The organism is Rhodococcus sp. BH4, assembly GCF_002079265.1.
Lineage (GTDB): Bacteria > Actinomycetota > Actinomycetes > Mycobacteriales > Mycobacteriaceae > Rhodococcus_F > Rhodococcus_F qingshengii.
The window spans coordinates 1,645,480-1,666,670 of record NZ_CP014941.1 but is presented as its reverse complement, the minus strand read 5'-3'; the positions used below and the strand labels follow the sequence as shown (position 1 = coordinate 1,666,670).

Sequence of the window (21,191 nt, the reverse complement as noted above, 5' to 3'; positions counted from 1 at the left end):
TTCCAGGGATCTACCCGTCAGAAAGCCACAGACAACCCATTCGCCGGCCATATGCTGTCGAACCATGACTTGTCGTTCGACGCCCCCGACCGGGCGATAAAGCGGTGCCGGACAACTATCAGCGGCCACCGAACAACCAGGCATGGTCGCAATCCGGTCCACAGCCGCCGCAGTTGGGCTACCGAGCCGCGCCGCAGTCGTATCCCCCGCCCCAGGGATTCCCGCCTGCACCGCCACGTGGAAATCCGCCGCCGCGTCGGCCCGGCTGGGTGATTCCGGTATCCGTAATCGGAGTCATCACTGTGTTGGCTCTCTTCGGCGGGCTTGCCTGGGTCCTCTGGCCGAAGGACGTCCCCAACTCGGCCGCCGGTGGCGCCGCCCACACCACCATCAGCGCCGCGAACACACCCGGCACCACGACAACCGCTCCCAGCACGACATCCCCGACGACCACACGCGCCGCGAACTTCCCGGCCGGTGCGTCCGCCTGCCCCGGCGGGCAGCCGGCCGGAAGTTACAAGGAGTCCGCGACAAGTGGGGGCAAAACTTCATGTGAGTTTGCCGAGGCGGTTCGGATCGCCTACGGGAACTCCGGTGCAACCGGTGCATCCAGCACCGTGTCCGCACGTAGTCCGGTGACCGGCAAGGAGTACACGATGGCATGCAAGGTGACCTCCGGCATCGTCACCTGTACCGGCGGAGACAACGCGGTTGTGTACTTGCGCTGACGGGCGCAATTGCGGCATCGGCAACCCGGTGCGTGTCGTTCCAGTGTCGCACTTACGGATCCTCCGATAGCGTGACCGCATGCCTCTGTACGAGTTTCGCTGTACCGGCTGCGGCCCGCTCGAGCGGTCGTTCGCGATGGCCGAAGTGCCCCAGTCGATTACTTGCCCCCAGTGCAGTCTCGAGTCCAAGCGGGTGGTCTCGTCTCCCCGGTTGAGTCACGCGTCGTCGGCCGCGATGGGTCTACTGGACAGCACTGCTCGATCGGCTCACGAGCCTGCCGTGGTCAGTGGGTCGCTACCCGGCCGCGGCCGGCAATCTGCGCCGACGACATCCAATCCGTTGCACCGCAAGCTACCTCGCCCCTGAGCGTCCTCACCGCGCGCCCTCGCCGTGAGTCCCGATCCGACACGAAAGTCCTGCCGCCACGAGTTTTCCGTTTCTTCGAGAATGAGGAGTGCATATGCCTGAACTGCTGTTTCCACTCGATTCCGCCAAGAAATTCACCGACCAGGCAATCGTCGGCCACAATCGGTGGCACCCGGACATCCCAGCGGCGGTGACGGTGAAACCCGGTGATGCGTTTCGTGTCCATTGCCGCGAATGGTTCGACGGCGCAATACACAACGACGACTCAGCCGACGACATTCTCAATGCACCACTGACCACGGTCCACACGCTGTCCGGCCCCTTTGCCGTCGAAGGCGCGAAGCCCGGCGACCTCTTGATCGTCGACATCTTGGATATCGGGCCTATCCCCCAAGAAGATTCGGGTCCGTTGGCCGGACAAGGCTGGGGGTACACCGGCATCTTCCCTCGGAACAACGGCGGTGGCTTCCTCACCGAACAGTTCCCCGACGCGTACAAGGCCGTCTGGGATTTCTCCGGCCAAACGGCGACGTCGCGTCACATTCCGCACGTCTCGTTCACGGGCATCGTCCACCCGGGACTCATGGGCACGGCTCCGTCGGCAGCCTTGCTCGCCAAGTGGAATGCCCGCGAGGGCGCCCTCATTGCCACCGATCCCAATCGGGTTCCCCCGCTTGCACTTCCGCCCGAGCCCCGCGATGCAGTACTGGGAACCTTGACCGGTGACGAGTACACACGCGTGGCCGGCGAGGCGGCTCGTACCGCTCCCCCGCGTGAGAACGGCGGAAACCAGGACATCAAGAACCTCACCAAGGGCAGCCGAATCTTCTATCCGGTGTTCGTGGACGGTGCGAATCTGTCGGTCGGCGATCTTCACTTCTCCCAGGGCGACGGTGAGATCACTTTCTGCGGTGCCATCGAGATGGGCGGCTTCATCGATCTTCGTGTGGACATCATCAAGGGCGGAATGGATACCTACGGTGTTTCCGAGAACGCCATCTTCATGCCGGGCAACACGGATCCGCAGTATTCCGAGTGGCTTGCGTTCTCGGGCACTTCCGTCACGTTGGACGGCGAACAGAAGTACCTGGATTCACATCTGTCCTACCAGCGTGCGTGCCTGCATGCGATCGAGTATCTGACCAAGTTCGGGTACGCGCCAGAGCAGGCGTACCTGCTACTCGGCGCGGCGCCGATCGAGGGCCGCCTGTCGGGTGTCGTGGATATCCCCAACTCGTGTTCGACGGTCTATCTCCCGACTGCGATCTTCGACTTCCCCCTTGCACCCTCGTCGAGCGGGCCGTTCCAGATCGATCCCGGAATCGGCGCCCCGCGTTCGGAGAACAGGGTCTAGGCCTCCGGCCCCGTGAGTGGTTAGGGAGTGCCGAGGCTCCTCAACCACTCACGGGGGCGGAGCCCCTGTGCGAAGACTGCGAACCCACCTTTGCGAAGCCGGACTGTCACTCGTATCCTGGGAAAATGTCGAAAACCTTTGTCGGTGTCCGGCTCCGCCAACTGCGGACCGAGCGCGGGTTGAGTCAGGCTTCGCTGGCCAAGACGCTCGAGATCTCGGCAAGCTATCTCAATCAGATCGAGCACGACGTCCGGCCACTCACCGTGCCGGTGCTCCTGCGAATCAGTGAAGTCTTCGGTGTCGACACCACCTTCTTCTCCCCGCAGGACGACACACGCCTGATCGCGGAAATGCGTGAAGTTGCCCTCGATCAAGAGATGGGTATCGACGCCGACGCCCACGAAATCGCGGAGATGGTCTCCACCCACCCGGGCCTGGCCAAGGCGATGGTGAACATGCATCGCCGCTTCCGGAACACGACGGCGCAGCTCGCCGCAGCCACGGAGGACCGTTTCTCCGACGGCAGCGGCAGCGGTTCGATCACCATGCCGCACGAGGAAGTGCGCGACTACTTCTATCAGCGACAGAACTACATCCACGATCTCGACACCGCGGCCGAAGAACTCACTGCCCGGATGCGCTTTCACCGTGGCGACGTCGCCGGCGAGATCGCCAGACGCCTCGAGTCCGTCCATGACGTGCAGATCGTTCGACGAGTCGACTTGGGCGAGAACATACTTCATCGCTACGACCCGGACACCAGGGTCCTGGAAATTTCCGCACGACTCTCCGGCGGGCAACAGGTCTTCAAGTTCGCGACAGAACTCGCATACCTCGAGCATGGCGACCTGCTCGACTCGTTGGTGGCCGAGGGCAACTTCACCAGCGAAGCGTCGGTTTCCCTGGCGAAGCTTGGTTTGGCCAACTATTTCGCCGCGGCCACCGTGCTGCCCTACAGCCAGTTTCACGAGGTTGCCGAGGACTTCCGGTACGACATCGAGCGTATGTCCGCCTTCTATTCCGCGAGCTACGAGACGATCTGCCACCGCCTCTCGACCCTGCAGCGCCCCAAACTTCGCGGGGTTCCGTTCATGTTCGTGCGTGTCGATCGTGCCGGAAACATGTCGAAGCGTCAGTCCGCCACCGGATTCCACTTCTCCACCAGCGGCGGTACGTGTCCGCTGTGGAACGTCTACGAGACGTTCTCGTATCCGGGCAAGATCATGCCTCAGATCGCACAGATGCCCGACGGCCGCCGATACCTATGGGTTGCTCGCACGGTCGAACGTCGAGCGGCTCGATACGGACAGCCCGCAAAGATCTTCGCCATCGGATTGGGATGCGAGATTCGACACGCCCACCGACTCGTCTACAGCGACGGTCTGGATCTGGACGAGTCGAATCCGGGAACGCCGATCGGCTCGGGCTGCCGTGTCTGCGAACGCCTCAATTGTCCGCAGCGTGCCTTCCCTCCGTTGGGTAAAGACCTCGACATCAGCGAGCACCGGAGTTCGATTTCGCCGTACGTGATTCGCTGACCGCGCTAACGCACGTGGTCGCGCAGGAACGCGACTGTGCGATCGAACGCGATCACCCCGTCGACGGTGTCGAGGTCGAACTGATATTCGTGGTCGAGTGCAGGCTCGTGATCGTCCGGGTAGAACAGTGCATCGACCTCGACGCCCAGATCGGCGAGCCGTTCTGCCATGGGTTTCGACTGGCTGGCAGTCAGTGGGTCGACATTTCCGCCGGTGATGAACGTCGCTGGAAAGTCCGAGGTCACATGACCCAGTGTCGACATCTGACGCACTGCAGTCGACCCGTCGAAGTCCCTCGTTCCGAGGTACCCCCACAGCGATTGCTTGTCGACGCCCCAACCGAAGTACTTCCCCTGTGACAGCAGCGGTTTCAGATCGAAGACCCCACAGTCGAGGACAACTCCGCGTATCTGCTCGGGACGTAATGCCGGCTCCACACCCATTTCCGACGCGTAGTCAGGGCTGGTCATGACGGTCGCCAACTGACTGGACAACTGCGCGCCTGCCGAATCTCCCGCAAGAAAGAGATTGGTCGAATCGACATGCAACCTGTCCGCATTGCTCACGATGAATCGATACGCGTCGTTCAGCTGATTCACTGCGGTGGGGTAATACGCATCTGGTCCCAGTGAGTAGTCCACCGAAATCACAGTGAAGCCTTGATTTGCCAACAGTTTGTAGTAACCGTCGGCATCAGTTCTCGAGCCTGATATCCAGCCACCGCCGTGCACCCAGACCACCGTGGGTAGCGCCGAAGTGGACTCCGACGGGTAGTACGCGTCCAGTTGTGCATCGTCGTCGCCGTCGCGGTACGACTGATCGAGAATCGAGACGATTCCTGACGGTGCATGCCTGTCGAGTTGTGCGTGAGTCGCTTCGGAGCCACCCGCTGACATCCACCGTACGAGGAGAACTCCTGGCCACGGACTGACGAGTGCCGCGGTTACCCCGGACAGCAGAATGACGACGAATACCGCCGCGATTCCGACAATGCGCCTTCGCCGTCTGTCGGGGGAAGACGCGCGCACAACAACTCCTGGGGTCGGATCGGATTCACCCAGGCTAGACCAAAAGGACTAGTTGAGAATTCCCTGGCAACGCACCCGCGGAGCTTTGTCCAAAATGACCATTTTCTCAGTGGTTCACCACAATCCGACATTTAGCCGGTATGAGCCTCGAGAAACTGAACCGTGCGATCGAGCGCAGTGAGACCGTCGGCATTGTCCAGATCGAACTGATACTCGTGCCCGAGCGCCGGAACGTGATCGGCCGGATAGAACAGTGTGTCGACCGCAACTCCCAACCCGGTCAATTTGTCAGCCATCGGTTTCGACTGAGAATCCGTCAACGGATCGGCGTTGCCGCCGCTGATGTAGGCAGGCGGAAATCGATCGGTGACGTAGTTCAAGGTCGACATCTGATCCGCTGCGTCGGTACTCATGAAGTCACGCACGCCGGTATACGCCCAGAGGGACCGATCAACTCCCCAACCGATGATGCCGGGTCCGCCGACCATGTTCCCGACGTCGTAGATTCCACAGTTCAGGATTACTCCACGTAACTGATCCTGCCGCAGCGACGGGACCACGCCCACACGGTTCGCATACGCGGGATCAGTGATGAGAGTGGCGAGCTGACTCGAGAGTTGCGCTCCCGCAGAATCACCGGCGAGAACGATCTTCGTCGGATCAACATGCAGCCGTTCCGCATTCGCGACGACGTACGCGTGAGCGTCGTTGAGCTGCCGCACCGCAGTCGGATAGTGGTGCTCAGGTCCGAGTGAGTAGTCCAGGGACACAACGGTGTAGCCACGAGAGGCCAGCAACTCGTAGTACGGCGCGTAGTTGGACTTGCTTCCCGAGATCCAGGCACCGCCATGAGTCCAGATCACCGTAGGCAATGCGGTCGTCGTCGCTGCGGGAAAGTAGACATCCAGGTATGCGTCGTCGTCATCGGCGCGGTACTGCTGGTCCTTGATCGAGTCGACGCCTTCGGGCGCGTGCTTCTCGAGCGCCTCGGTGACTTTCACCGCATCACGATCGAAGACCCATCGCACGGTGAGTGCGCCAGGTCTCGGGCTCAGAACGAAGGCCAGAACCACGGCTCCGACCAGAACGAACACAATTGCCAGAGCCCACAGCAAGCGCCTGCGCCACCGATGCGGTGAAGGGTTCGTCATCGGGTTTCCTTCACTCTCGGCACAATGTCCGGATCAGCGTAACGCGAAGCCGGTACCGCCAAGTGCGATCAGCCGAGTTCAGCGATCCGCCTCTGCGCGAGTGCCTTGACTTCACCCTTGGCTACTTTGCCGCCTGCCGCCATCGGCAATTCGGCGACCGTCATCACGTACTCGGGTATGTACTCGCGGGTCACTCCTCGGCTCTGCAGCCAGGCGGTCAGATCCTCCGAACTCAGATCGTCATCGGCGGACACGACGACCGCACAGACCTTCTCACCGAACAGCGGATCGTCGACCCCGACCACGGCGACCAACTCCACCGAAGGGTGCGCGCGCACGTACTCCTCGACTTCGACCGCGGAGATGTTCTTGCCGCCACGAATGATGATGTCGGCTTTGCGCCCGACCACACGCACCCGTCCTGTCTCGTCGATCTCGACGATGTCGCCGAGAAGCATCCAACCGTCATCGGTGTACAACTCGTCGTTCGCATCGGTGTCCCCCCAATAGCCCTGACACATCAGCGGTCCGTTCACCCCAGGCTGACCGCGGCGGACGGAGCCGGTCATTTCCTTTGCCGCATCGTCGAATACACGAACTTGCATGCGATCGATGACGTGGCCGCACGTCTTCAGTCGGGTGTCGGAATCGTCCGAAACCGTCGTCACCGAGACGGCGCCGGTTTCGTTCGATCCGTAGAACTGCAGGACAGCCGCTCCGGTACGTTGTTCGAATGCCAGCGCCTCCGAATAGGGCACGGCTTCACCACCGGTGAACATGAAACGAAGTGACGAGAGATCGGCCGATTCCGCGGCCTCCGAACGCAACAGCATCTTGAATTGTGTACTCACACAATTCAAAGCAGTCACCCGTTCGCGCTCGATCAACTCGATCATCACCGAAACGTCGAAGCGTTCCATGACGACATTGCGAGCACCGAGTAGTGCCGGCAGGAAATGCGAAGTCCAGAGGCCGAATCCGAAAGGTGCTGGAACCGCGCCGAGGAACACCTCATCCGAACCGATCGCCGCCGCCTCGGCGGCAATCTCGGAGAAACCAACCCAACGATCCTCGGTTTGTGTGACCAGTTTGGGTAGGCCCGTTGTGCCGGAGGTCGAGTTCAGCATCGAAACGGCTGACGTGACAAAACACGGACTGGTTGCGGGGAACTGCTTTAGCTCGACCGGCAACGAGGTGAGTTCGCCGTTTGCGCTCACGCGTTCGAAACTCACGTCGGCGCGTTCGTCGGCGAAGACGACGTCCAGTCCGGGATGCTCTGCCCGCAGACTCGCCACGAGTTCGGCGGTATCGACGCCGCGCAGCGTGCGAGTGGTGACGAGTACGGAGGCTTCCGAGCGGGCGATCAGATGAGAGATCTCGCGAATGCCCGAGCGCGAACCGATTCCGACGGCGACGCGGCCGGTACGAAATGCTGCGCAGAGAGCCGCATGGAATACAGCGGTGTCGGGGAGCAACACGGCTACATGTCCGTATCCCTCACCAGCTAGATCCAGCGCCGACGCGATCGCATCGGCAGCCGCGTCGTACTGCTTCCACGACACCCTCGATTCCGGAGTGACAAAGGCGGTTTCGTCCGGGATGGTCTCAGACCAATGCCTGACCATTTCGCTGATGCTGACGCCGGCGAAGCGGTCCGGATTCGTGGCGAATTCACCGACGGTGAAGTCGAGTGTCTTCGTTTCAAGCATGATCGTCGATCATCTCCCGTCGGCGCTGAGGACGCCCATCGATTGTTTGTACGCGTTGTCCAGTGTCGCTGCGGAATCGCATTCGCGGACGAGTTCGCCGCGCTGCATGACATATCCGCGGTCGACAACCGATTTCAGTGCAGTAAGTGCCGGTTCCGTCACGATGACGGTCACACCCTCGGCGGCCAGACCCCCGACCAATGCTCGCAGCTCCGCGACGATTTTCGGTGCCAGTCCTGTCATCATCTCGTCGAGGAGCAACACCTTCGGGGTTTCCAGAAGGGCCCGCCCCAGAACCAACATCTGCTGCTCACCACCGCTGAGGACCCCGGCATAACTCTCCGAGCGTTCACGCAGGATCGGGAACCTCTCGAAAGCTGTTTCCACGGCTTCGGCTTTCAATCCCAGCAGGTCTGCGCCCACGCGTAGATTCTCGCGAACGGACATTCGCATGAACAGTTGCCGGCCTTGGGGAACGTAGGCAAATCCGCTGCGGACACGATCCAGTGCCGATAATTTCTGGATCTCTCGACCATCGAATTTCATTGTCCCGGTGGCGGGAACCGAGCCGTAGATGGATCCCGCCAAGCTGGTCTTGCCTGCACCGTTCGGCCCGACGATCGCTGTCACTTCACCGGCGGGAGCGGCAAGGGAGACTTCCCGGACGGCGACAGCGGATCCGTATCGAACTGTGACTCTGTCGAGTTCGAGCATGTCAGGCGCCTTCCTCGTATTCGGAACCGAAATAGACTTCTCGCATCGCGTCGCTGGCCAAGCACTCCTGCGGTGGTCCGTAGAACGCCACTGATCCGAAATTGAGCAGCACGATCTTGGTTGCGAGCGCCGCGATGAGATCGACGTTGTGATCAACCAGGACTACTCCTTTGCCCTGCGCGGCAATCGATCGCACGGCACCGGAGATGGCAGCGATGCCGTCGTGATCCGCGCCGGCAAACGGTTCGTCCAACAGGAGGACTTCGGGTTCGGTCGCCATCGCCCGCGCCACCTCGACCAGACGCTGCGCCCCCAAACTGAGATCCCCGCAAGCACTCTCGACGTCGGTGACCGAGTATCGCGCAGCAATCTCCCGGGCCCGCTGTGCTGTCCGGTCCCAGTTCTCGAAAGGTCCTTTGATCGCCCACCACAGCGAGTGCAGAGGTGAGGTGATCTTGTGCCCGTACAGTCCCGGGATGATGTTGTCGACGGCGTCGAGTTCCGCCGCGAGCTGCGGATGTTGAAACGTGCGCGAGAGCCCTTGCCGTGCACGGCGCTCCGACGGCCCGGTCAAGGGAGCACCCGCGAGCGCGACGGTTCCGGAGTCTGCTTGCTGAGTGCCGAAGATGCAGTCCACCAGTGTGGTCTTGCCTGCCCCGTTCGGGCCGACCAGTCCGATCACCTCTCCCGGTCCGACGCTGAACGAGACATCGTCGACAGCGCGGACGCCTCCGTAGGACTTGTGGAGCCCGCTCACTTCGAGTAGCCGAGTCATCGATTGCCACGCTCCTTGTACAGACGGTTCATTCGACCCAGAACGTTCTGACTCCACCCGATCACCCCACCAGGCGCGACGATGAGGATCACCAGGACGGCTCCGGCAAGCAGGAGTTCGCCGCTTCCCTGGTACCCAGGCATGTTCAGCGTCACGATCACCACGATCAATGCACCGAGCGGAGCACCCCACGCCGAACCGCGACCGCCGATGATCGGCATGAAGATCGCAAGGAAAACAATACTGAGAGTGAAGGTTTCAGGAGTGACAGCCTGCACCGACACGGTGAAAAGCGATCCGCCGGTCGACGCGATCGCGGCACCGATCGCCAGCGCCACAACGGTCAGGTGCGCAGGATTGACGCCGGAAGACCGTGCGACATTACGATTGTCGCGGGCAGCTTGCAACATCAGCCCCCACACCGATTTCCGAAGTCGATCGACAGTGACCGCGATCAGACACACGAACAAGATCGCGAACACGACCAATGCGTAGCGCGGTGGCTCCCAGCCGAACATCGTCACAGTCTCGACGCCCGAGATCCCGGCCGACCCGCCGGTGAAACTCGGCCCGTCGATCAACCAGTGCTCGAAAGCGATACCGAACAACAAGGTCACCGCGGCAAGGTAGAAGCCGGAGAGTTTCTGCGTTGCCAAGCTGAGGAGTACTGCAACCGCTGCAGCGGCGAGGGCGCCGAGAATCCATCCCCACCACATCGACAACCCGGTCCGAACCGAGATCAGCGCAACGGCATACGCGCCGATCGCCGCATAAGCGCTGTACGCCATCGACAGTGATCCCGCGAGAACGAATGGCACGTACATGCCGAGTGCGATCAGCGAATACGTCGCAGCGAGGAACACCAGATCCTGCCGGTACAGACTCGGCCCCATCCACAGCAGCACGGCAGCAACCACGACCACGGTGATCAGCGCTTCTCGTGACAGGGCGAGCATCCTCGTCCGGGAACGGCCGGATGTAGTGGGCGGATTTGACGTCAGCGGACTGGTAGAAAGCGAGGCCATCAGACGCGAACCTTCCTCGAGAGCAAGCCTTCCGGACGGAAAGCGAAGAACACCAGGGCAATCAACAGAATCGCGGTTTGAGCAGCACTCGCACCGAAGTAGTACGGGGCGAATACCTGGACGACGCCCAACACCATTCCGCCGATCAGCGGAGCCCAACTTCGGCCGGTACCACCGATGACGAGTGCGATGAATGCCGTCAGCGTCCATGACAGACCGCTCGTGAACTGAACACCGGCCTTTGGAGCGAACAGAAGTCCGGCGACGGCGGCGATCACACCCGCGAGGGTGAACGCGATGAGGCGTACCCGATCCACCGGCAAGCCCAGGACGCGGGCGGCATCCGGACTGTCGCCGACGGCGCGTAGCAGACGGCCCGAGGTGGACCGGTTCAGCCACAGTCCGATACCGACGAAGATCACGGCAGTTCCGACGACGAGTACAACGGTCGAACTGTCGACGGTCGCACCGAGTACCGATATCGGATCGAAGTCGAAGATCTTCTGCCCGGGAAGTGGTGTGCGGCCGAAGACCGTGCCGGCGAGCTGCTGGATCCCGAACAGTACTGCGGTCACCGCCACCAACGCCGGTAGTTCCCCACGACCCGAACGCTTCTGAACCTGTTTGACCACAAGCTTTTCCGTCAAGATCGACAGCGCCACCGCTACCGCGATCCCCAGCGGCATGGCAATCCAGAGAGCGAGCCCGTAATTGATCGCGACCCAACTCGACGCCATTGCCGCAGCCATAGCGTACGGGCCCATCGCAAAGTTGAAGAAGTCGGCGCCGACCACCACGAGATACATTCCGAGGGCTATCAGAGAGAAGAAGGCACCGATCTCGATGGCTGCGAGCCACAGTTGTGCGTCTGTCATGTCAAAGCTCCTCGGTTATCCGCACGGGGGTTGGTAGGAATCCCACGGATGGGCCGGTTTGTTGTCCTCACCGAATTCGACGAGCACCAGTCCGCAGAGGCTGTCCGGAGCAAGGTGATCCTGCGAGGAGAACGACAGTGTCAGTCCGTCCTGGCCGAAGCTGGCGGGAAGTGCCGAAACCTGTTGAAGAGCATCACGAACGGCCGTCCGATCTCGGTGATCGCCGGCAATCTCGATGGCCTCGGCCAACATCATGACGGCGTCGTACGCCTGTGCGTCGTAGGCGGTCAGTTGATAATCGGGCCCCTTGACCGCCTGCACCTTGCGACGCAGTTCGGCGGTTCTCGGGTTGTTCTCACTAAGCGAGCCCATGTACACCATGCCGCTCAACGCCTTCGGGTCCGCCAAAGCCCAAGATGCGGGCTGGTTTCCGATGGAAGCGAGTGAGAAGCGTTGCGTCTGCGGGGTGACCTTCGACAAGGTGTTGTGCGCGAGGATTTCGAAGTGCCCGCCGATACTGGCGACCAGAATCGCGTCCGGTTCGGTTTCCGCGAGACGTGAGACCTGTGCGGTGATGTCCGCGGCATCGACCGGCGCCTTTTCGACGCCCGTCACTCTCGCGCACTTCTCGAGCGCCGGCCGCAGGGTCTTGATGATTCCGTCGATGGACGCACTCGCGTCACCGAGAATTCCCAGGGACTTGTACCCCATCTTCTCGAAAGCCCCGCAGTACACCTGGGCGTACTGCTTCAACGAGTTCGGAATCATGAACGAGAAGTCGTTGTCGGGCGCGGAGGCAAAGGCGTCGCTGAGAACGACCGGAGCTATCGCAGGAATCTTCGACTGCTGGAGAATCGACTTGGCCTGCAGCACCGACCCGCTGCCCGTGGCGAGGATGACCGCACTGGACCCGTGATCGACCAACTTCCGAATGATCGACGGGGTCTTGGTGGGACTGCTCTCGTCGTTCTCGACAACCAATTCGACTTGCTTACCGTTGATTCCGCCCGCCTGGTTGATCAGGTCGACGGTCATCCGCACCGTCTTGCCGGCGATCGTGCTGTACGACGCACCGGGCCCGGTGGAGTCCTCGTCCAAACCGATGACGATGGTGTCTTCGGGAATGACACCGGCAGATGCGCACGCGCTCGCCCCGAGGACCACTGCCGCGCAGACGGCGATCGCCTTTCCGAGTCTCACATCGAACTCCCGTCCTAACTGTGCTTGGTAAATCAAACAAGCGCTTGATTTACGAGTGTGGACAGAAGTATGCACTGGGTCACACTGATAGTCAAAATCCGAACTACACGCGCAGGAAATGCGGTGTTACGGCTTCTGCAGCTGCCGGATCGACGAGCTGAGTTCGCGAATGACGGACTTCAATTCGTCGACATCAGAGCGGAGTTCGGCAAGGTCCGAGTCGGGAGATTCGGTCTGCGCTTCCTTCTTCGCCGTGCGCCGCGCAATGCGTGCCACCGGCTCGCCGTCGACGGAACGTGCGGCAAAGCCGTCCAGGAAAACCGAAATCAGATTGCGCTGCAGATCTTCGGCCAATTCGGAAAGCTGCGGGCGATACTGCGCGACGGTGGACCAGACGGATTCACGCAGGAGACGGTGAAACTGTTCGGGATCGATGTCTTCCCGAAACTCCGCGTCGGCAATTCCGCGAGCGATAGCCGATCGCCAGTAGCTGTGTGCCTTCTGAACCAGGATGGTGATGGGCGCGTCCGCCGGTTGCGACGAAAGTATGGCTTCTCCCTGATAGACCTCCGTGGCATACGGGTGATCCACCGCCGAGGCAAAAGAGACCGACACCATCGTGGCCAGGCGATTTCGAGCCGAACCTTCCGGTTCGATCGAGTCCTCGTACCGGACGTTGAGATCTTCGAGGAACCGGACGACGATCTCGTTGGCTATCGCATCCTTGGAGTCGAAGTAGTGATAGAGGCTGCCGGAGAGGATCCCGACTTCGTCGGCGATGTCTCGCACCGTCGTCGCGGCGATCCCCCGCTCACTGAACAGCTTGGCCGCATGAGCGAGTATTTCGTCCCGTCGGGTCGAGCGCACGAGAAGATCCTTCCGACGTTCCGATCGTCAAGCGAGTGCTTGATCAATTTCTCGTCGATGCTAACACCGCACCCTCGCTGACCTGCGGTGTGAGGTCCTGGACACCCAATCGAAACACCGGACACACACTTGTCACCGACAGTCATTCCACCGCAACAACTTCCACCTACTCTGTGCACTCGACGAATACAGCGTTGTATACGCACTCCGGATACAGATCTGTCAGAGCCATTGTCTGCCAGAGCCATCGACACGAAAGGCCCGTACATGCGAACCTTCTCGAAGCGCACCCTTGCCGCGCCGGCCGCTCTCGCCGCGCTGGGCTTGGTTCTCACCGGCTGCGGAAGCAAGGCAACAGACACCGCATCGGGAGATTCGACGGCTACGTCGTGCGTCGACACCTCGGGGGACACGATCAAGGTCGGTTCCCTGAATTCACTCTCGGGCACCATGGCCATCAGTGAAGTGACGGTCCGCGACTCCATCTCGTTGGCGGTGCAGGAGATCAACGATTCCGGCGGTGTACTGGGTAAGAAGATCCAGATCGTCGCAGAGGACGGCGCGTCGGAGCCGACAGTGTTCGCCGAGAAGGCCGAGAAACTGATCAGCAGCGATTGCGTCGCAGCAGTTTTCGGTGGCTGGACCTCCTCGAGCCGCAAGGCCATGCTGCCCGTGTTCGAGGACAACAACTCTTTGCTCTACTACCCGGTCCAGTACGAGGGACTGGAAGATTCGAAGAACATCTTCTATACGGGCGCAACGACCAACCAGCAGATCATCCCGGCTCTGGATTACCTGAAGGAGAAGGGCGTCAAGTCGCTGTATCTGGTCGGCAGCGACTACGTGTTCCCTCAGACCGCCAACCGCATCATCAAGGCGTACGCGGCAGCGAACGGCATCGAGATCAAGGGCGAGGATTACACGCCTCTGGGTTCGACCGACTTCTCCACCATCGTGAACAAGGTCCGCACAGCCGACGCCGATGCCGTGTTCAACACACTCAACGGCGATTCCAACGTTGCGTTCTTCCGTGAATACTCAAATGTCGGCCTGAAGCCCGCCGACATGCCCGTCGTCTCCGTCTCCATTGCGGAGGAAGAGGTCGGTGGTATCGGAGTCCAGAACGTGGAAGGCCAGCTGACGGCGTGGAACTACTACCAGACCATCGACTCCCCCGAGAACAAGAAGTTCGTCGCGGCGTACAAGGCAAAGTTCGGCCAGGACAAGCCCACGTCCGATCCGATGGAAGCGGCATACACCTCCGTCTATCTCTGGAAGAACACCGTCGAGAAGGCCAACTCGTTTGCGGTCAAGGATATTCAGGACAACGCCGACGGTGTGACCTTCCAGGCGCCCGAAGGACTCGTCACCATCGACGGCGACAACCACCATATCACCAAGACTGCCCGGATCGGCGAAATCCGTTCCGACGGACTGATCTACACGGTCTGGGATTCGGGACAGCCGATCGAGCCGGATCCGTACCTGAAGAACTACCCCTGGGCTGAGGGGCTCGGTAGCTGATCGACAAAAGGCGGAATTGACGGAATCGACGAGTAGAGAGGTGGAGCGTCTGTCATGGATGTTGTGATCGGGCAGTTGTTCACGGGTTTGAGTATCGGATCGATTCTCCTGTTGGCAGCGTTGGGGTTGTCTCTCACGTTCGGGCAGATGGGTGTCATCAACATGGCACACGGCGAGTTCATCATGGCCGGCTCGTACACCGCATACGTAGTGCAGCAGGTGATCTCGAATGCAACGGGATCGTTGATCATTTCTCTGCTCGTCGGTTTCGTCGTCGGCGGACTGATGGGTGTTGTGCTCGAAGTGGTCCTGGTATCGCGGATGTACCACCGACCCCTCGACACCCTGTTGGTGACATTCGGCGTCGGATTGATCCTTCAGCAGTTGGCGCGCGACATCTTCGGCGCGCCGGCAGTCAATGTTTCGGCGCCGAGCTGGCTTTCGGGCGGGGTCGATATTTTCGGCGCCGTGGTGCCGAAAACCCGCATCTTCATTCTGGTGTTGGCGATCGCAGCAGTGATCGCACTTTCGGTCGCACTGAAGCAGTCGTCGATGGGTAGACGCATCCGGGCCGTCGTCCAAAATCGCGATCTGGCCGAGACGAGCGGAATCTCCTCTCGTCGTACGGACATCACGACCTTCTTCCTCGGTTCCGGGCTCGCCGGCGTCGCGGGTGTCGCGTTGACGCTCATCGGTTCCACCAGCCCGACCATCGGCCAGTCCTATCTGATCGACGCCTTCCTGGTTGTTGTCGTCGGCGGTCTCGGTCAGATGAAGGGAGCCGTGATCGCAGCCTTCGCCCTCGGCATCTTGAACTCGTTCATCGAGTACTCGACGACAGCGTCGATCGCGAAGGTGATCGTGTTCGTCATCATCGTCGTCTTCCTTCAAGTTCGGCCGCAGGGCCTGTTCGCAGTCAAGACGAGGAGCCTCGTATGAGCATCCTGAACAATTCCCGAATTCGGGTGTGGGGCGGTTTTGCACTCGCCGCCATCGTGCTGTTCGCCGTCGCTCCGGCTGTGCTCTCGGACTTCAGGCTGTCACTGTTGGCCAAATTCCTGTGCTTCGCCATAGTCGCTGTCGGTATCGGTTTGGCTTGGGGCAGAGGCGGAATGCTCACGCTCGGCCAGGGGGTGTTCTTCGGGATCGGCGCATACGTGATGGCGATGCACCTCAAGATCGCCGATGCCGAACTCAAGGGTGACGCGGTCCCGGACTTCATGTCCATCGCCGGCAAGACCGAACTGCCGGGATACTGGCAACCGTTCGCCTCGCCATTCGTGGCGATCTTCGCCATCCTTTTCCTGCCGGCCGCTGTTGCCTTTCTCCTCGGACTCGGTGTGTTCAAGCGGAGAGTCAAGGGCGCGTACTTCGCGATCCTCTCGCAGGCACTCGCCGCGGCTTTCGCAATCCTCTTGATCGGCCAGCAGTCGATCGGTGGCAGCAACGGCCTCAACCGCTTTCGCACGTTCTTCGGTTTCAACCTCAACGATCCGGCGAACAAGCAGATGTTGTTCTTCATCGCCGCCGGAGTTCTTCTCGCATCGGTCGCTCTGATTCGCCAGCTGATGAACTCCCGATACGGCGAACTCCTCGTCGCCGTCCGTGATCAAGAGGAGCGAGTACGTTTCCTCGGATACGATCCGGCGAACATCAAACTGGTCGCCTACGTGACCGCGGCGTTCCTCGCCGGTATCGCCGGTGCGCTGTTCGTTCCGATCGTGGGCATCATCTCCCCCGCCGACGTCGGGATCGTTCCGTCAATCGCCTTTCTCATCGGGGTCGCGATCGGTGGCCGCGCAACGCTTCTCGGTCCGGTACTCGGTGCGATCGGCGTCGCGTGGGCGCAGTCGACATTCTCGGAGAAACTCCCTTCGGGATGGATCTACGCACAAGGGTTGATGTTCATCGTCGTGGTCGGGTTCTTCCCGGCAGGTGTGGCCGGATTGTTCGCCCTGATGCGCCACCGCAAGAAGCGTGAGGCCCCGGCCGACCCGCCGGTCAAGGTCTCCCAACCCGAACCAGTGGAGGTGTCGTCATGACCAACACAACCGCCACCAGCGAACCCACACCGGCACTGGGTGGCAACGCCGGAATGTCGTCCGAGTACCTCGAAGTACGAAATCTTTCGGTCAGCTTCGACGGTTTCAAGGCCGTCGACGGCGTCGACTTGACCCTCATGCAGGGCGACCTGAGGTTTCTCATCGGCCCGAACGGGGCTGGAAAGACAACGTTGGTCGACGCCATCACCGGACTCGTTCCCGCGACGGGTTCCATCACGAAGTCCGGCGAGCAACTGCTCGGCAAGAAGGTTCACAAGATCGCCCGCCTCGGCGTCGGGCGAACCTTCCAGACGGCAAGCGTCTTCGAAGAGCTCTCGGTGCTGCAGAATCTCGACATCGCGGCCGGAGCCGGCCGATCACCGTGGAACCTGCTCAGAAAACGCAAAGGTGTGCTTCCCGAGATCGAAGAGGCGCTGGAGACAACCGGGTTGGAGCACCTCAGGGACACCGCCGCAGGCATTCTGGCGCACGGACAGAAGCAGTGGCTCGAAATCGGAATGTTGTTGGTACAGAACTGTTCCGTGCTCCTGCTCGACGAGCCCGTCGCAGGCATGAGCCTCGAGGAGCGCGAGGAGACCGGGAACCTTCTGCGGCGCATCGGCGGTGCGCGAACCGTCGCCGTAGTCGAGCACGACATGGACTTCATGCGATCCTTCGCCACGTCCGTCACAGTGCTCGCCGCTGGGAAAGTGCTTGCCGAAGGAACTGTGGCGGAGGTCCAAGCCGACCCCAAGGTGCAAGAGGTCTACCTCGGCACCGCCGCTGCCGGAACCGATCTCGGCGCCGACACCGAACCGACCCCGGAGGACTGAATCATGCTCGAGCTCGTCGACATCCGCGCCGGCTACGGACGCACCGAAGTGATCCACGGCGTATCCCTGCTGGTTCCCAGCGACGGAGTTGCGGCAGTCATGGGTCACAACGGTGCGGGTAAAACCACCTTGCTGCGCGCCGCCGTCGGTCTGATCAAACCTACACGGGGAAAGGTACTTCTGAACGGTGAGGACATCACCGGTCTACGGCCGAGCGCCCGCGTCGCTCGCGGACTTGCCTACGTACCCCAGGGTCAGCAGTCGTTCGGACAACTGACAACTGCCGAGAATCTTCGGGTGGTCGCCGACGGGCGCAAACGCGGAAAGGCACTCATCGCAGAGGCATTGGATCTGTTTCCCGCACTCACCACGCTCCTCGACCGTCGCGCGGGACTTCTCTCCGGTGGGCAGCGACAACAGCTTGCCATCGCTCGCGCCCTGATCACCGAGCCCAAGATCCTCATTCTGGACGAACCAACCGAGGGCATTCAACCCAACGTGGTCGCCGAAATCGAAAGGACCGTCATGGAACTCACCGAACGCGGCGATCTCGGTGTCCTCCTCGTAGAGCAGCACATCGGTTTCGCGCTCCAATCTGCGCAGCATTACAGCATTCTCGCGGCGGGACACGTGACCTCGACCGGTGAGGGCGGCACCACGTCCACCGAGGCGGTTCGTCGAGCGATGGCAATCTGACATGAGTGTGCGGCCGCCGCTGCGCGAGCAGGTTTACCGGTCGATCCGGAACGATCTGATGTCCGGTCAGATCGCGCCATCCGAACGACTCGGCGAAGAACGGTTGGCTCATCTCTACGGTGTCTCGCGAACACCGGTGCGCGAAGCGCTCGCGAAGTTGGAATCCGACGGGCTGGTCGAGCGCGACGAACACGGCCTCTTTCCGTACCGACCGCACCTCGACGAGTTGGGTGGCCTCTACGAGCTGCGCATACTCCTCGAGGTACACGGACTTCGGCGGGTACTCGACGGTGAGGCCCCCGCTCATGATCGAGACGCGCTCGGTTCCGAACTCGACAAGTGGTACGCATTTCTCAAACAGATGCCGGTACCGGACGCCGGTTTCGTGACGCTCGACGAGGAGTTCCACATCGCGCTCCTCGCCTCGTCCGGAAACCACGCGTTGGTCGACGCTCTTCAGGCCGTCAACTCGAAGCTGCGCCCCGTGCGGATGTTCGACTACCTGACTCCCGACCGTATGAAGGCCACGGTGGAGGAACATATCTCCGTCGTCGAACTGGTGCTGGACGGCAAGATTCCGCAAGCACACGAGGCACTGGTGTCGCACATCGACATCTCTCGTGCGGTTGTCCTCGACCGCGCTCGGCAGGCCCTCTCGTTGGCCGCCATGGCCAACGCTGTGCGGAACTGATCAGCGTCGTGTCGCTGACTTCAGGGTGAAGACTTCGGTGACGTGGTCTCTCGTCAGGGGGATCCTGAGGTACTCCCCCGGTACGGTTGGCTTCGGGCCGAGTACAGAACCGGGCACCGTACCCGTTGTGCCGTCCGAGCATTCGACTGCAACTTCGCTCGTGTAGTCCGCATCAGGAGCAACCTCGCAGGAGAGTCCGGTATCCGTGGTGAAGGCGGAGATGCTCGAATCGGCAGGGCCGTGGATCGCTGTCCCGATTGGATCTGCCGGAGCCGGTGTGCTCGTAATTGGTGTGGCTGTCGTTGTCGGGGTGATTGCAGCCACACTGGTAGTTACAGCCGCGCTGGTCGTTGTGGCCTCAGGGGCAGATGTTTTGGTGGGTTCACCCGTCGTAGGTTCAGGAGTCGTAGGTTCAGGAGTCGTCGTTGCCGTAGTCGGCGTGGTCGTCACGGGAACAGCTGTCGGTGTTGCCGGTGCTGTCTGTGTCGGCCCCGCGGCTCGAGCCAACTGTCCGCCGGCGGCAAGACTCAGCGGCGTCGCCGGGGGTGAAGAATCAAGTCCGCACTGAGCGGCCGACAGATTGACGGATATGTTCGTCGATCCCAGGATCACTGTGACCAGCCCTTCGCCCAAGACCGACAACGCGATGGTTACGGCCTCAACTGTGAAGCTCACTGAAACAGTGGAGGACGCGACAAAAGGCGCAGAACTGGACGCCACTCGGGTACTGGTGACCTTGATGTTCGAGAAGCGCGCTTCTACCCGCGCGAGCAGTGGGACATTCGCCATCACGAATGTTGCACTAGTCGGCGACGTCGACGTGGCCGAACCGTTTGCGCCCACTGCCGGGATGGCAACTGTGGCGCCGCCGACTTTCACGGTTCCCGTCGGCTGATCTGTAGCAGCAGAAGTACTCGCACAGCGGGCGTTTGTCTTGACGCTCGTGCTCGTGATGGCGTCCGCCGGTATCAACGTGATCCCCAGTACCGAAACCAGATTCAATTGCAAACCCAATGTAGATGTAGTTTCCGCGTCCGCATCCGACCCAGCCGCCCCACATGGGGACGATGCCGATGCTCCTACGAGATACGCGGCGCACTGAACGGCACTACCCGTGCGGCTGAGCGCGGGCAGCCCCAGCAGCACACCGGAATTGTCCGCCAACGAAACCGTCCCCGTGGCCTTGCCCGGTGCCAGCTGAGTTTGCACGGTCGGATGTTCAACCAGCGAACCGCCGAGATTTCCTCCGAGAGTTATCAATCCGCCGGTCGCTGTTCCTATGCCCGACGTCGATCTGCCGTACCCACTCGTCGTCCATGAACCGGTGGAAATCGGGCCGGTAACGTACTCGGAGTCTGTCCACGCCGCTTCTGTCTCTCCGAGGAGTGGGTGAGACGAGAAACCAGAGCCCAAAACAACCGCAACTGCCAATACGATGACTGAAAACAGGTGGCGACGCTTCATTGTCTACCGCCGTCTGGCGGTAGAAGAACCTGAATGGGTTCGGTTTTCGGGTCGGCCGAGTCGGCATCATCGTCGTCATCGGTATTGCGCGGCCAGAATACCGCGACCACCAAAGCGGCCATGGTCAGCGTGATCGCCCCCAGAACAAGAGGATTCGAGAAGTAGACGATCACCCGCGCCAATCCCGGAACGTGCCAGAGCACCTTTCGGACCGTGGTGACCTCGTATACCGCGGGATCAGCCGAACCGTTGGCATCACCCTTGAGATCGAGAATCGTGATGCCGTTGTCCTGGGTACGAGCGGAGACGACCCGGTGGGTCACCGGCAGTTCGGACACTCCCCGATCGACGGTGACGACGTCGCCCACCTCGACGGAATCTGCCGGTACTTCCCGCACAACTGCCAGAGATCCGGTTGGAATGGTCGGCGACATCGATCCGGTCTTGAACATGATCAGTGTGATGTCGAAAACGAAGGCACAGATCACCAAAGCGATACAGATGACCCCACCGACTGCAAGAACCTGAAGGATGCAGTCCCCGATGATCGTGGGGACCGAACGCTTCTTCGTCCGGGCATGTGTTGCCCGGGCATGTGTTGGCATTGCAG

At 61.2% G+C, this 21,191-nt stretch carries 22 protein-coding genes; 12 read left to right on the top strand and 10 right to left on the bottom strand.

The window, feature by feature from the left end; translation table 11 throughout:
* Nucleotides 1-104 precede the first annotated feature (104 nt).
* The 4 genes from A0W34_RS07805 (at nt 105) to ramB (ending at nt 3,987) form a co-directional block, all read left to right on the top strand.
* The gene (locus A0W34_RS07805) at nt 105-728 is read left to right on the top strand and encodes a serine/threonine protein kinase (RefSeq protein WP_223304378.1); all 624 of its coding nucleotides are present in this window, start codon (nt 105-107) and stop codon (nt 726-728) included.
* 79 nt (nt 729-807) lie between these two features.
* Nucleotides 808-1,095 (top strand): FmdB family zinc ribbon protein, encoded by a 288-nt coding sequence (locus A0W34_RS07800; protein WP_037129638.1) that lies wholly within the window; start codon nt 808-810, stop codon nt 1,093-1,095.
* Between the two features lie 94 nt (nt 1,096-1,189).
* Entirely contained in the window at nt 1,190-2,449 is a 1,260-nt protein-coding gene (gene fmdA, locus A0W34_RS07795) for a formamidase (protein ID WP_042923284.1), read from the top strand.
* A gap of 125 nt (nt 2,450-2,574) precedes the next feature.
* Nucleotides 2,575-3,987, top strand: coding sequence for an acetate metabolism transcriptional regulator RamB (ramB, locus tag A0W34_RS07790; protein ID WP_003941547.1), 1,413 nt, complete (start codon nt 2,575-2,577; stop codon nt 3,985-3,987).
* Nucleotides 3,988-3,992: 5 nt separating this feature from the next.
* Here the strand turns inward: ramB and A0W34_RS07785 are convergent, their stop codons facing one another.
* The 9 genes from A0W34_RS07785 to A0W34_RS07745 form a co-directional block, all read right to left on the bottom strand.
* Nucleotides 3,993-5,015 (bottom strand): alpha/beta hydrolase, encoded by a 1,023-nt coding sequence (locus A0W34_RS07785; protein ID WP_073512147.1) that lies wholly within the window; start codon nt 5,013-5,015, stop codon nt 3,993-3,995.
* A gap of 131 nt (nt 5,016-5,146) precedes the next feature.
* Complete coding sequence (locus tag A0W34_RS07780) at nt 5,147-6,166, bottom strand: alpha/beta hydrolase (protein ID WP_081557547.1); 1,020 nt, start codon at nt 6,164-6,166, stop codon at nt 5,147-5,149.
* A 68-nt stretch (nt 6,167-6,234) separates the two neighbouring features.
* Nucleotides 6,235-7,875, bottom strand: coding sequence for a class I adenylate-forming enzyme family protein (locus A0W34_RS07775; RefSeq protein WP_047268871.1), 1,641 nt, complete (start codon nt 7,873-7,875; stop codon nt 6,235-6,237).
* Between the two features lie 9 nt (nt 7,876-7,884).
* The gene (locus A0W34_RS07770; RefSeq protein ID WP_047268870.1) at nt 7,885-8,589 is read right to left on the bottom strand and encodes an ABC transporter ATP-binding protein; all 705 of its coding nucleotides are present in this window, start codon (nt 8,587-8,589) and stop codon (nt 7,885-7,887) included.
* A 1-nt stretch (nt 8,590) separates the two neighbouring features.
* The gene (locus tag A0W34_RS07765) at nt 8,591-9,364 is read right to left on the bottom strand and encodes an ABC transporter ATP-binding protein (protein ID WP_007735383.1); all 774 of its coding nucleotides are present in this window, start codon (nt 9,362-9,364) and stop codon (nt 8,591-8,593) included.
* Complete coding sequence (locus A0W34_RS07760; RefSeq protein WP_047268869.1) at nt 9,361-10,389, bottom strand: branched-chain amino acid ABC transporter permease; 1,029 nt, start codon at nt 10,387-10,389, stop codon at nt 9,361-9,363. The genes A0W34_RS07765 and A0W34_RS07760 overlap by 4 nt, the downstream gene beginning before the upstream one ends.
* A complete protein-coding gene (locus A0W34_RS07755) occupies nt 10,389-11,264 on the bottom strand; it encodes a branched-chain amino acid ABC transporter permease (RefSeq protein ID WP_020906730.1) in 876 nt (291 codons plus the stop codon). The genes A0W34_RS07760 and A0W34_RS07755 overlap by 1 nt, the downstream gene beginning before the upstream one ends.
* Nucleotides 11,265-11,279: 15 nt before the next feature.
* Nucleotides 11,280-12,464, bottom strand: coding sequence for an ABC transporter substrate-binding protein (locus A0W34_RS07750; protein ID WP_042452925.1), 1,185 nt, complete (start codon nt 12,462-12,464; stop codon nt 11,280-11,282).
* A 126-nt stretch (nt 12,465-12,590) separates the two neighbouring features.
* Entirely contained in the window at nt 12,591-13,331 is a 741-nt protein-coding gene (locus A0W34_RS07745) for a TetR/AcrR family transcriptional regulator (protein ID WP_003941474.1), read from the bottom strand.
* A 267-nt stretch (nt 13,332-13,598) separates the two neighbouring features.
* Here A0W34_RS07745 and urtA point away from each other — a divergent pair, with 267 nt between their 5' ends.
* The 8 genes from urtA to A0W34_RS07705 all read left to right on the top strand — a co-directional run bounded on the left by urtA (nt 13,599) and on the right by A0W34_RS07705 (nt 20,012).
* Nucleotides 13,599-14,855 carry an urea ABC transporter substrate-binding protein gene (gene urtA / locus A0W34_RS07740; protein WP_007735391.1) on the top strand — a complete coding sequence of 419 codons (1,257 nt, stop codon included), beginning with the start codon at nt 13,599-13,601 and terminating at the stop codon, nt 14,853-14,855.
* A gap of 54 nt (nt 14,856-14,909) precedes the next feature.
* Nucleotides 14,910-15,794, top strand: coding sequence for an urea ABC transporter permease subunit UrtB (urtB, locus tag A0W34_RS07735; protein ID WP_003941514.1), 885 nt, complete (start codon nt 14,910-14,912; stop codon nt 15,792-15,794).
* Nucleotides 15,791-16,897, top strand: coding sequence for an urea ABC transporter permease subunit UrtC (gene urtC / locus A0W34_RS07730; protein ID WP_047268868.1), 1,107 nt, complete (start codon nt 15,791-15,793; stop codon nt 16,895-16,897). Before urtB ends, urtC begins: the two co-directional genes overlap by 4 nt.
* Nucleotides 16,894-17,730 carry an urea ABC transporter ATP-binding protein UrtD gene (gene urtD / locus A0W34_RS07725; protein WP_047268867.1) on the top strand — a complete coding sequence of 279 codons (837 nt, stop codon included), beginning with the start codon at nt 16,894-16,896 and terminating at the stop codon, nt 17,728-17,730. Before urtC ends, urtD begins: the two co-directional genes overlap by 4 nt.
* 3 nt (nt 17,731-17,733) lie before the next feature.
* Entirely contained in the window at nt 17,734-18,426 is a 693-nt protein-coding gene (gene urtE, locus A0W34_RS07720) for an urea ABC transporter ATP-binding subunit UrtE (protein ID WP_003941544.1), read from the top strand.
* A gap of 1 nt (nt 18,427) precedes the next feature.
* Nucleotides 18,428-19,117: a GntR family transcriptional regulator gene (locus A0W34_RS07715; RefSeq protein WP_020906727.1), complete on the top strand. Its 690-nt coding sequence runs from the start codon at nt 18,428-18,430 to the stop codon at nt 19,115-19,117.
* 205 nt (nt 19,118-19,322) lie between these two features.
* Complete coding sequence (locus tag A0W34_RS07710; protein ID WP_081557546.1) at nt 19,323-19,685, top strand: hypothetical protein; 363 nt, start codon at nt 19,323-19,325, stop codon at nt 19,683-19,685.
* Nucleotides 19,686-19,730: 45 nt separating this feature from the next.
* A complete protein-coding gene (locus tag A0W34_RS07705; RefSeq protein WP_143173038.1) occupies nt 19,731-20,012 on the top strand; it encodes a hypothetical protein in 282 nt (93 codons plus the stop codon).
* A 565-nt stretch (nt 20,013-20,577) separates the two neighbouring features.
* Here A0W34_RS07705 and A0W34_RS07700 read toward each other — a convergent pair.
* Nucleotides 20,578-21,186, bottom strand: coding sequence for a signal peptidase I (locus tag A0W34_RS07700; protein ID WP_058227458.1), 609 nt, complete (start codon nt 21,184-21,186; stop codon nt 20,578-20,580).
* Between the last annotated feature and the right edge of the window lie 5 nt (nt 21,187-21,191).

What these genes read in the sequence shown, in the direction of transcription:
- A0W34_RS07770 (WP_047268870.1), bottom strand. Translation starts at nt 8,589, where the DNA reads ATGCTCGAACTCGACAGAGTCACAGTTCGATACGGATCCGCTGTCGCC.
- A0W34_RS07700 (WP_058227458.1), bottom strand. Translation starts at nt 21,186, where the DNA reads ATGCCAACACATGCCCGGGCAACACATGCCCGGACGAAGAAGCGTTCG.
- A0W34_RS07765 (WP_007735383.1), bottom strand. Translation starts at nt 9,364, where the DNA reads ATGACTCGGCTACTCGAAGTGAGCGGGCTCCACAAGTCCTACGGAGGC.
- A0W34_RS07760 (WP_047268869.1), bottom strand. Translation starts at nt 10,389, where the DNA reads ATGGCCTCGCTTTCTACCAGTCCGCTGACGTCAAATCCGCCCACTACA.
- fmdA (WP_042923284.1), top strand. Translation starts at nt 1,190, where the DNA reads ATGCCTGAACTGCTGTTTCCACTCGATTCCGCCAAGAAATTCACCGAC.
- urtB (WP_003941514.1), top strand. Translation starts at nt 14,910, where the DNA reads ATGGATGTTGTGATCGGGCAGTTGTTCACGGGTTTGAGTATCGGATCG.
- urtD (WP_047268867.1), top strand. Translation starts at nt 16,894, where the DNA reads ATGACCAACACAACCGCCACCAGCGAACCCACACCGGCACTGGGTGGC.
- A0W34_RS07800 (WP_037129638.1), top strand. Translation starts at nt 808, where the DNA reads ATGCCTCTGTACGAGTTTCGCTGTACCGGCTGCGGCCCGCTCGAGCGG.
- A0W34_RS07780 (WP_081557547.1), bottom strand. Translation starts at nt 6,166, where the DNA reads ATGACGAACCCTTCACCGCATCGGTGGCGCAGGCGCTTGCTGTGGGCT.
- urtC (WP_047268868.1), top strand. Translation starts at nt 15,791, where the DNA reads ATGAGCATCCTGAACAATTCCCGAATTCGGGTGTGGGGCGGTTTTGCA.
- A0W34_RS07775 (WP_047268871.1), bottom strand. Translation starts at nt 7,875, where the DNA reads ATGCTTGAAACGAAGACACTCGACTTCACCGTCGGTGAATTCGCCACG.
- ramB (WP_003941547.1), top strand. Translation starts at nt 2,575, where the DNA reads ATGTCGAAAACCTTTGTCGGTGTCCGGCTCCGCCAACTGCGGACCGAG.
- urtE (WP_003941544.1), top strand. Translation starts at nt 17,734, where the DNA reads ATGCTCGAGCTCGTCGACATCCGCGCCGGCTACGGACGCACCGAAGTG.
- A0W34_RS07715 (WP_020906727.1), top strand. Translation starts at nt 18,428, where the DNA reads ATGAGTGTGCGGCCGCCGCTGCGCGAGCAGGTTTACCGGTCGATCCGG.
- A0W34_RS07755 (WP_020906730.1), bottom strand. Translation starts at nt 11,264, where the DNA reads ATGACAGACGCACAACTGTGGCTCGCAGCCATCGAGATCGGTGCCTTC.
- urtA (WP_007735391.1), top strand. Translation starts at nt 13,599, where the DNA reads ATGCGAACCTTCTCGAAGCGCACCCTTGCCGCGCCGGCCGCTCTCGCC.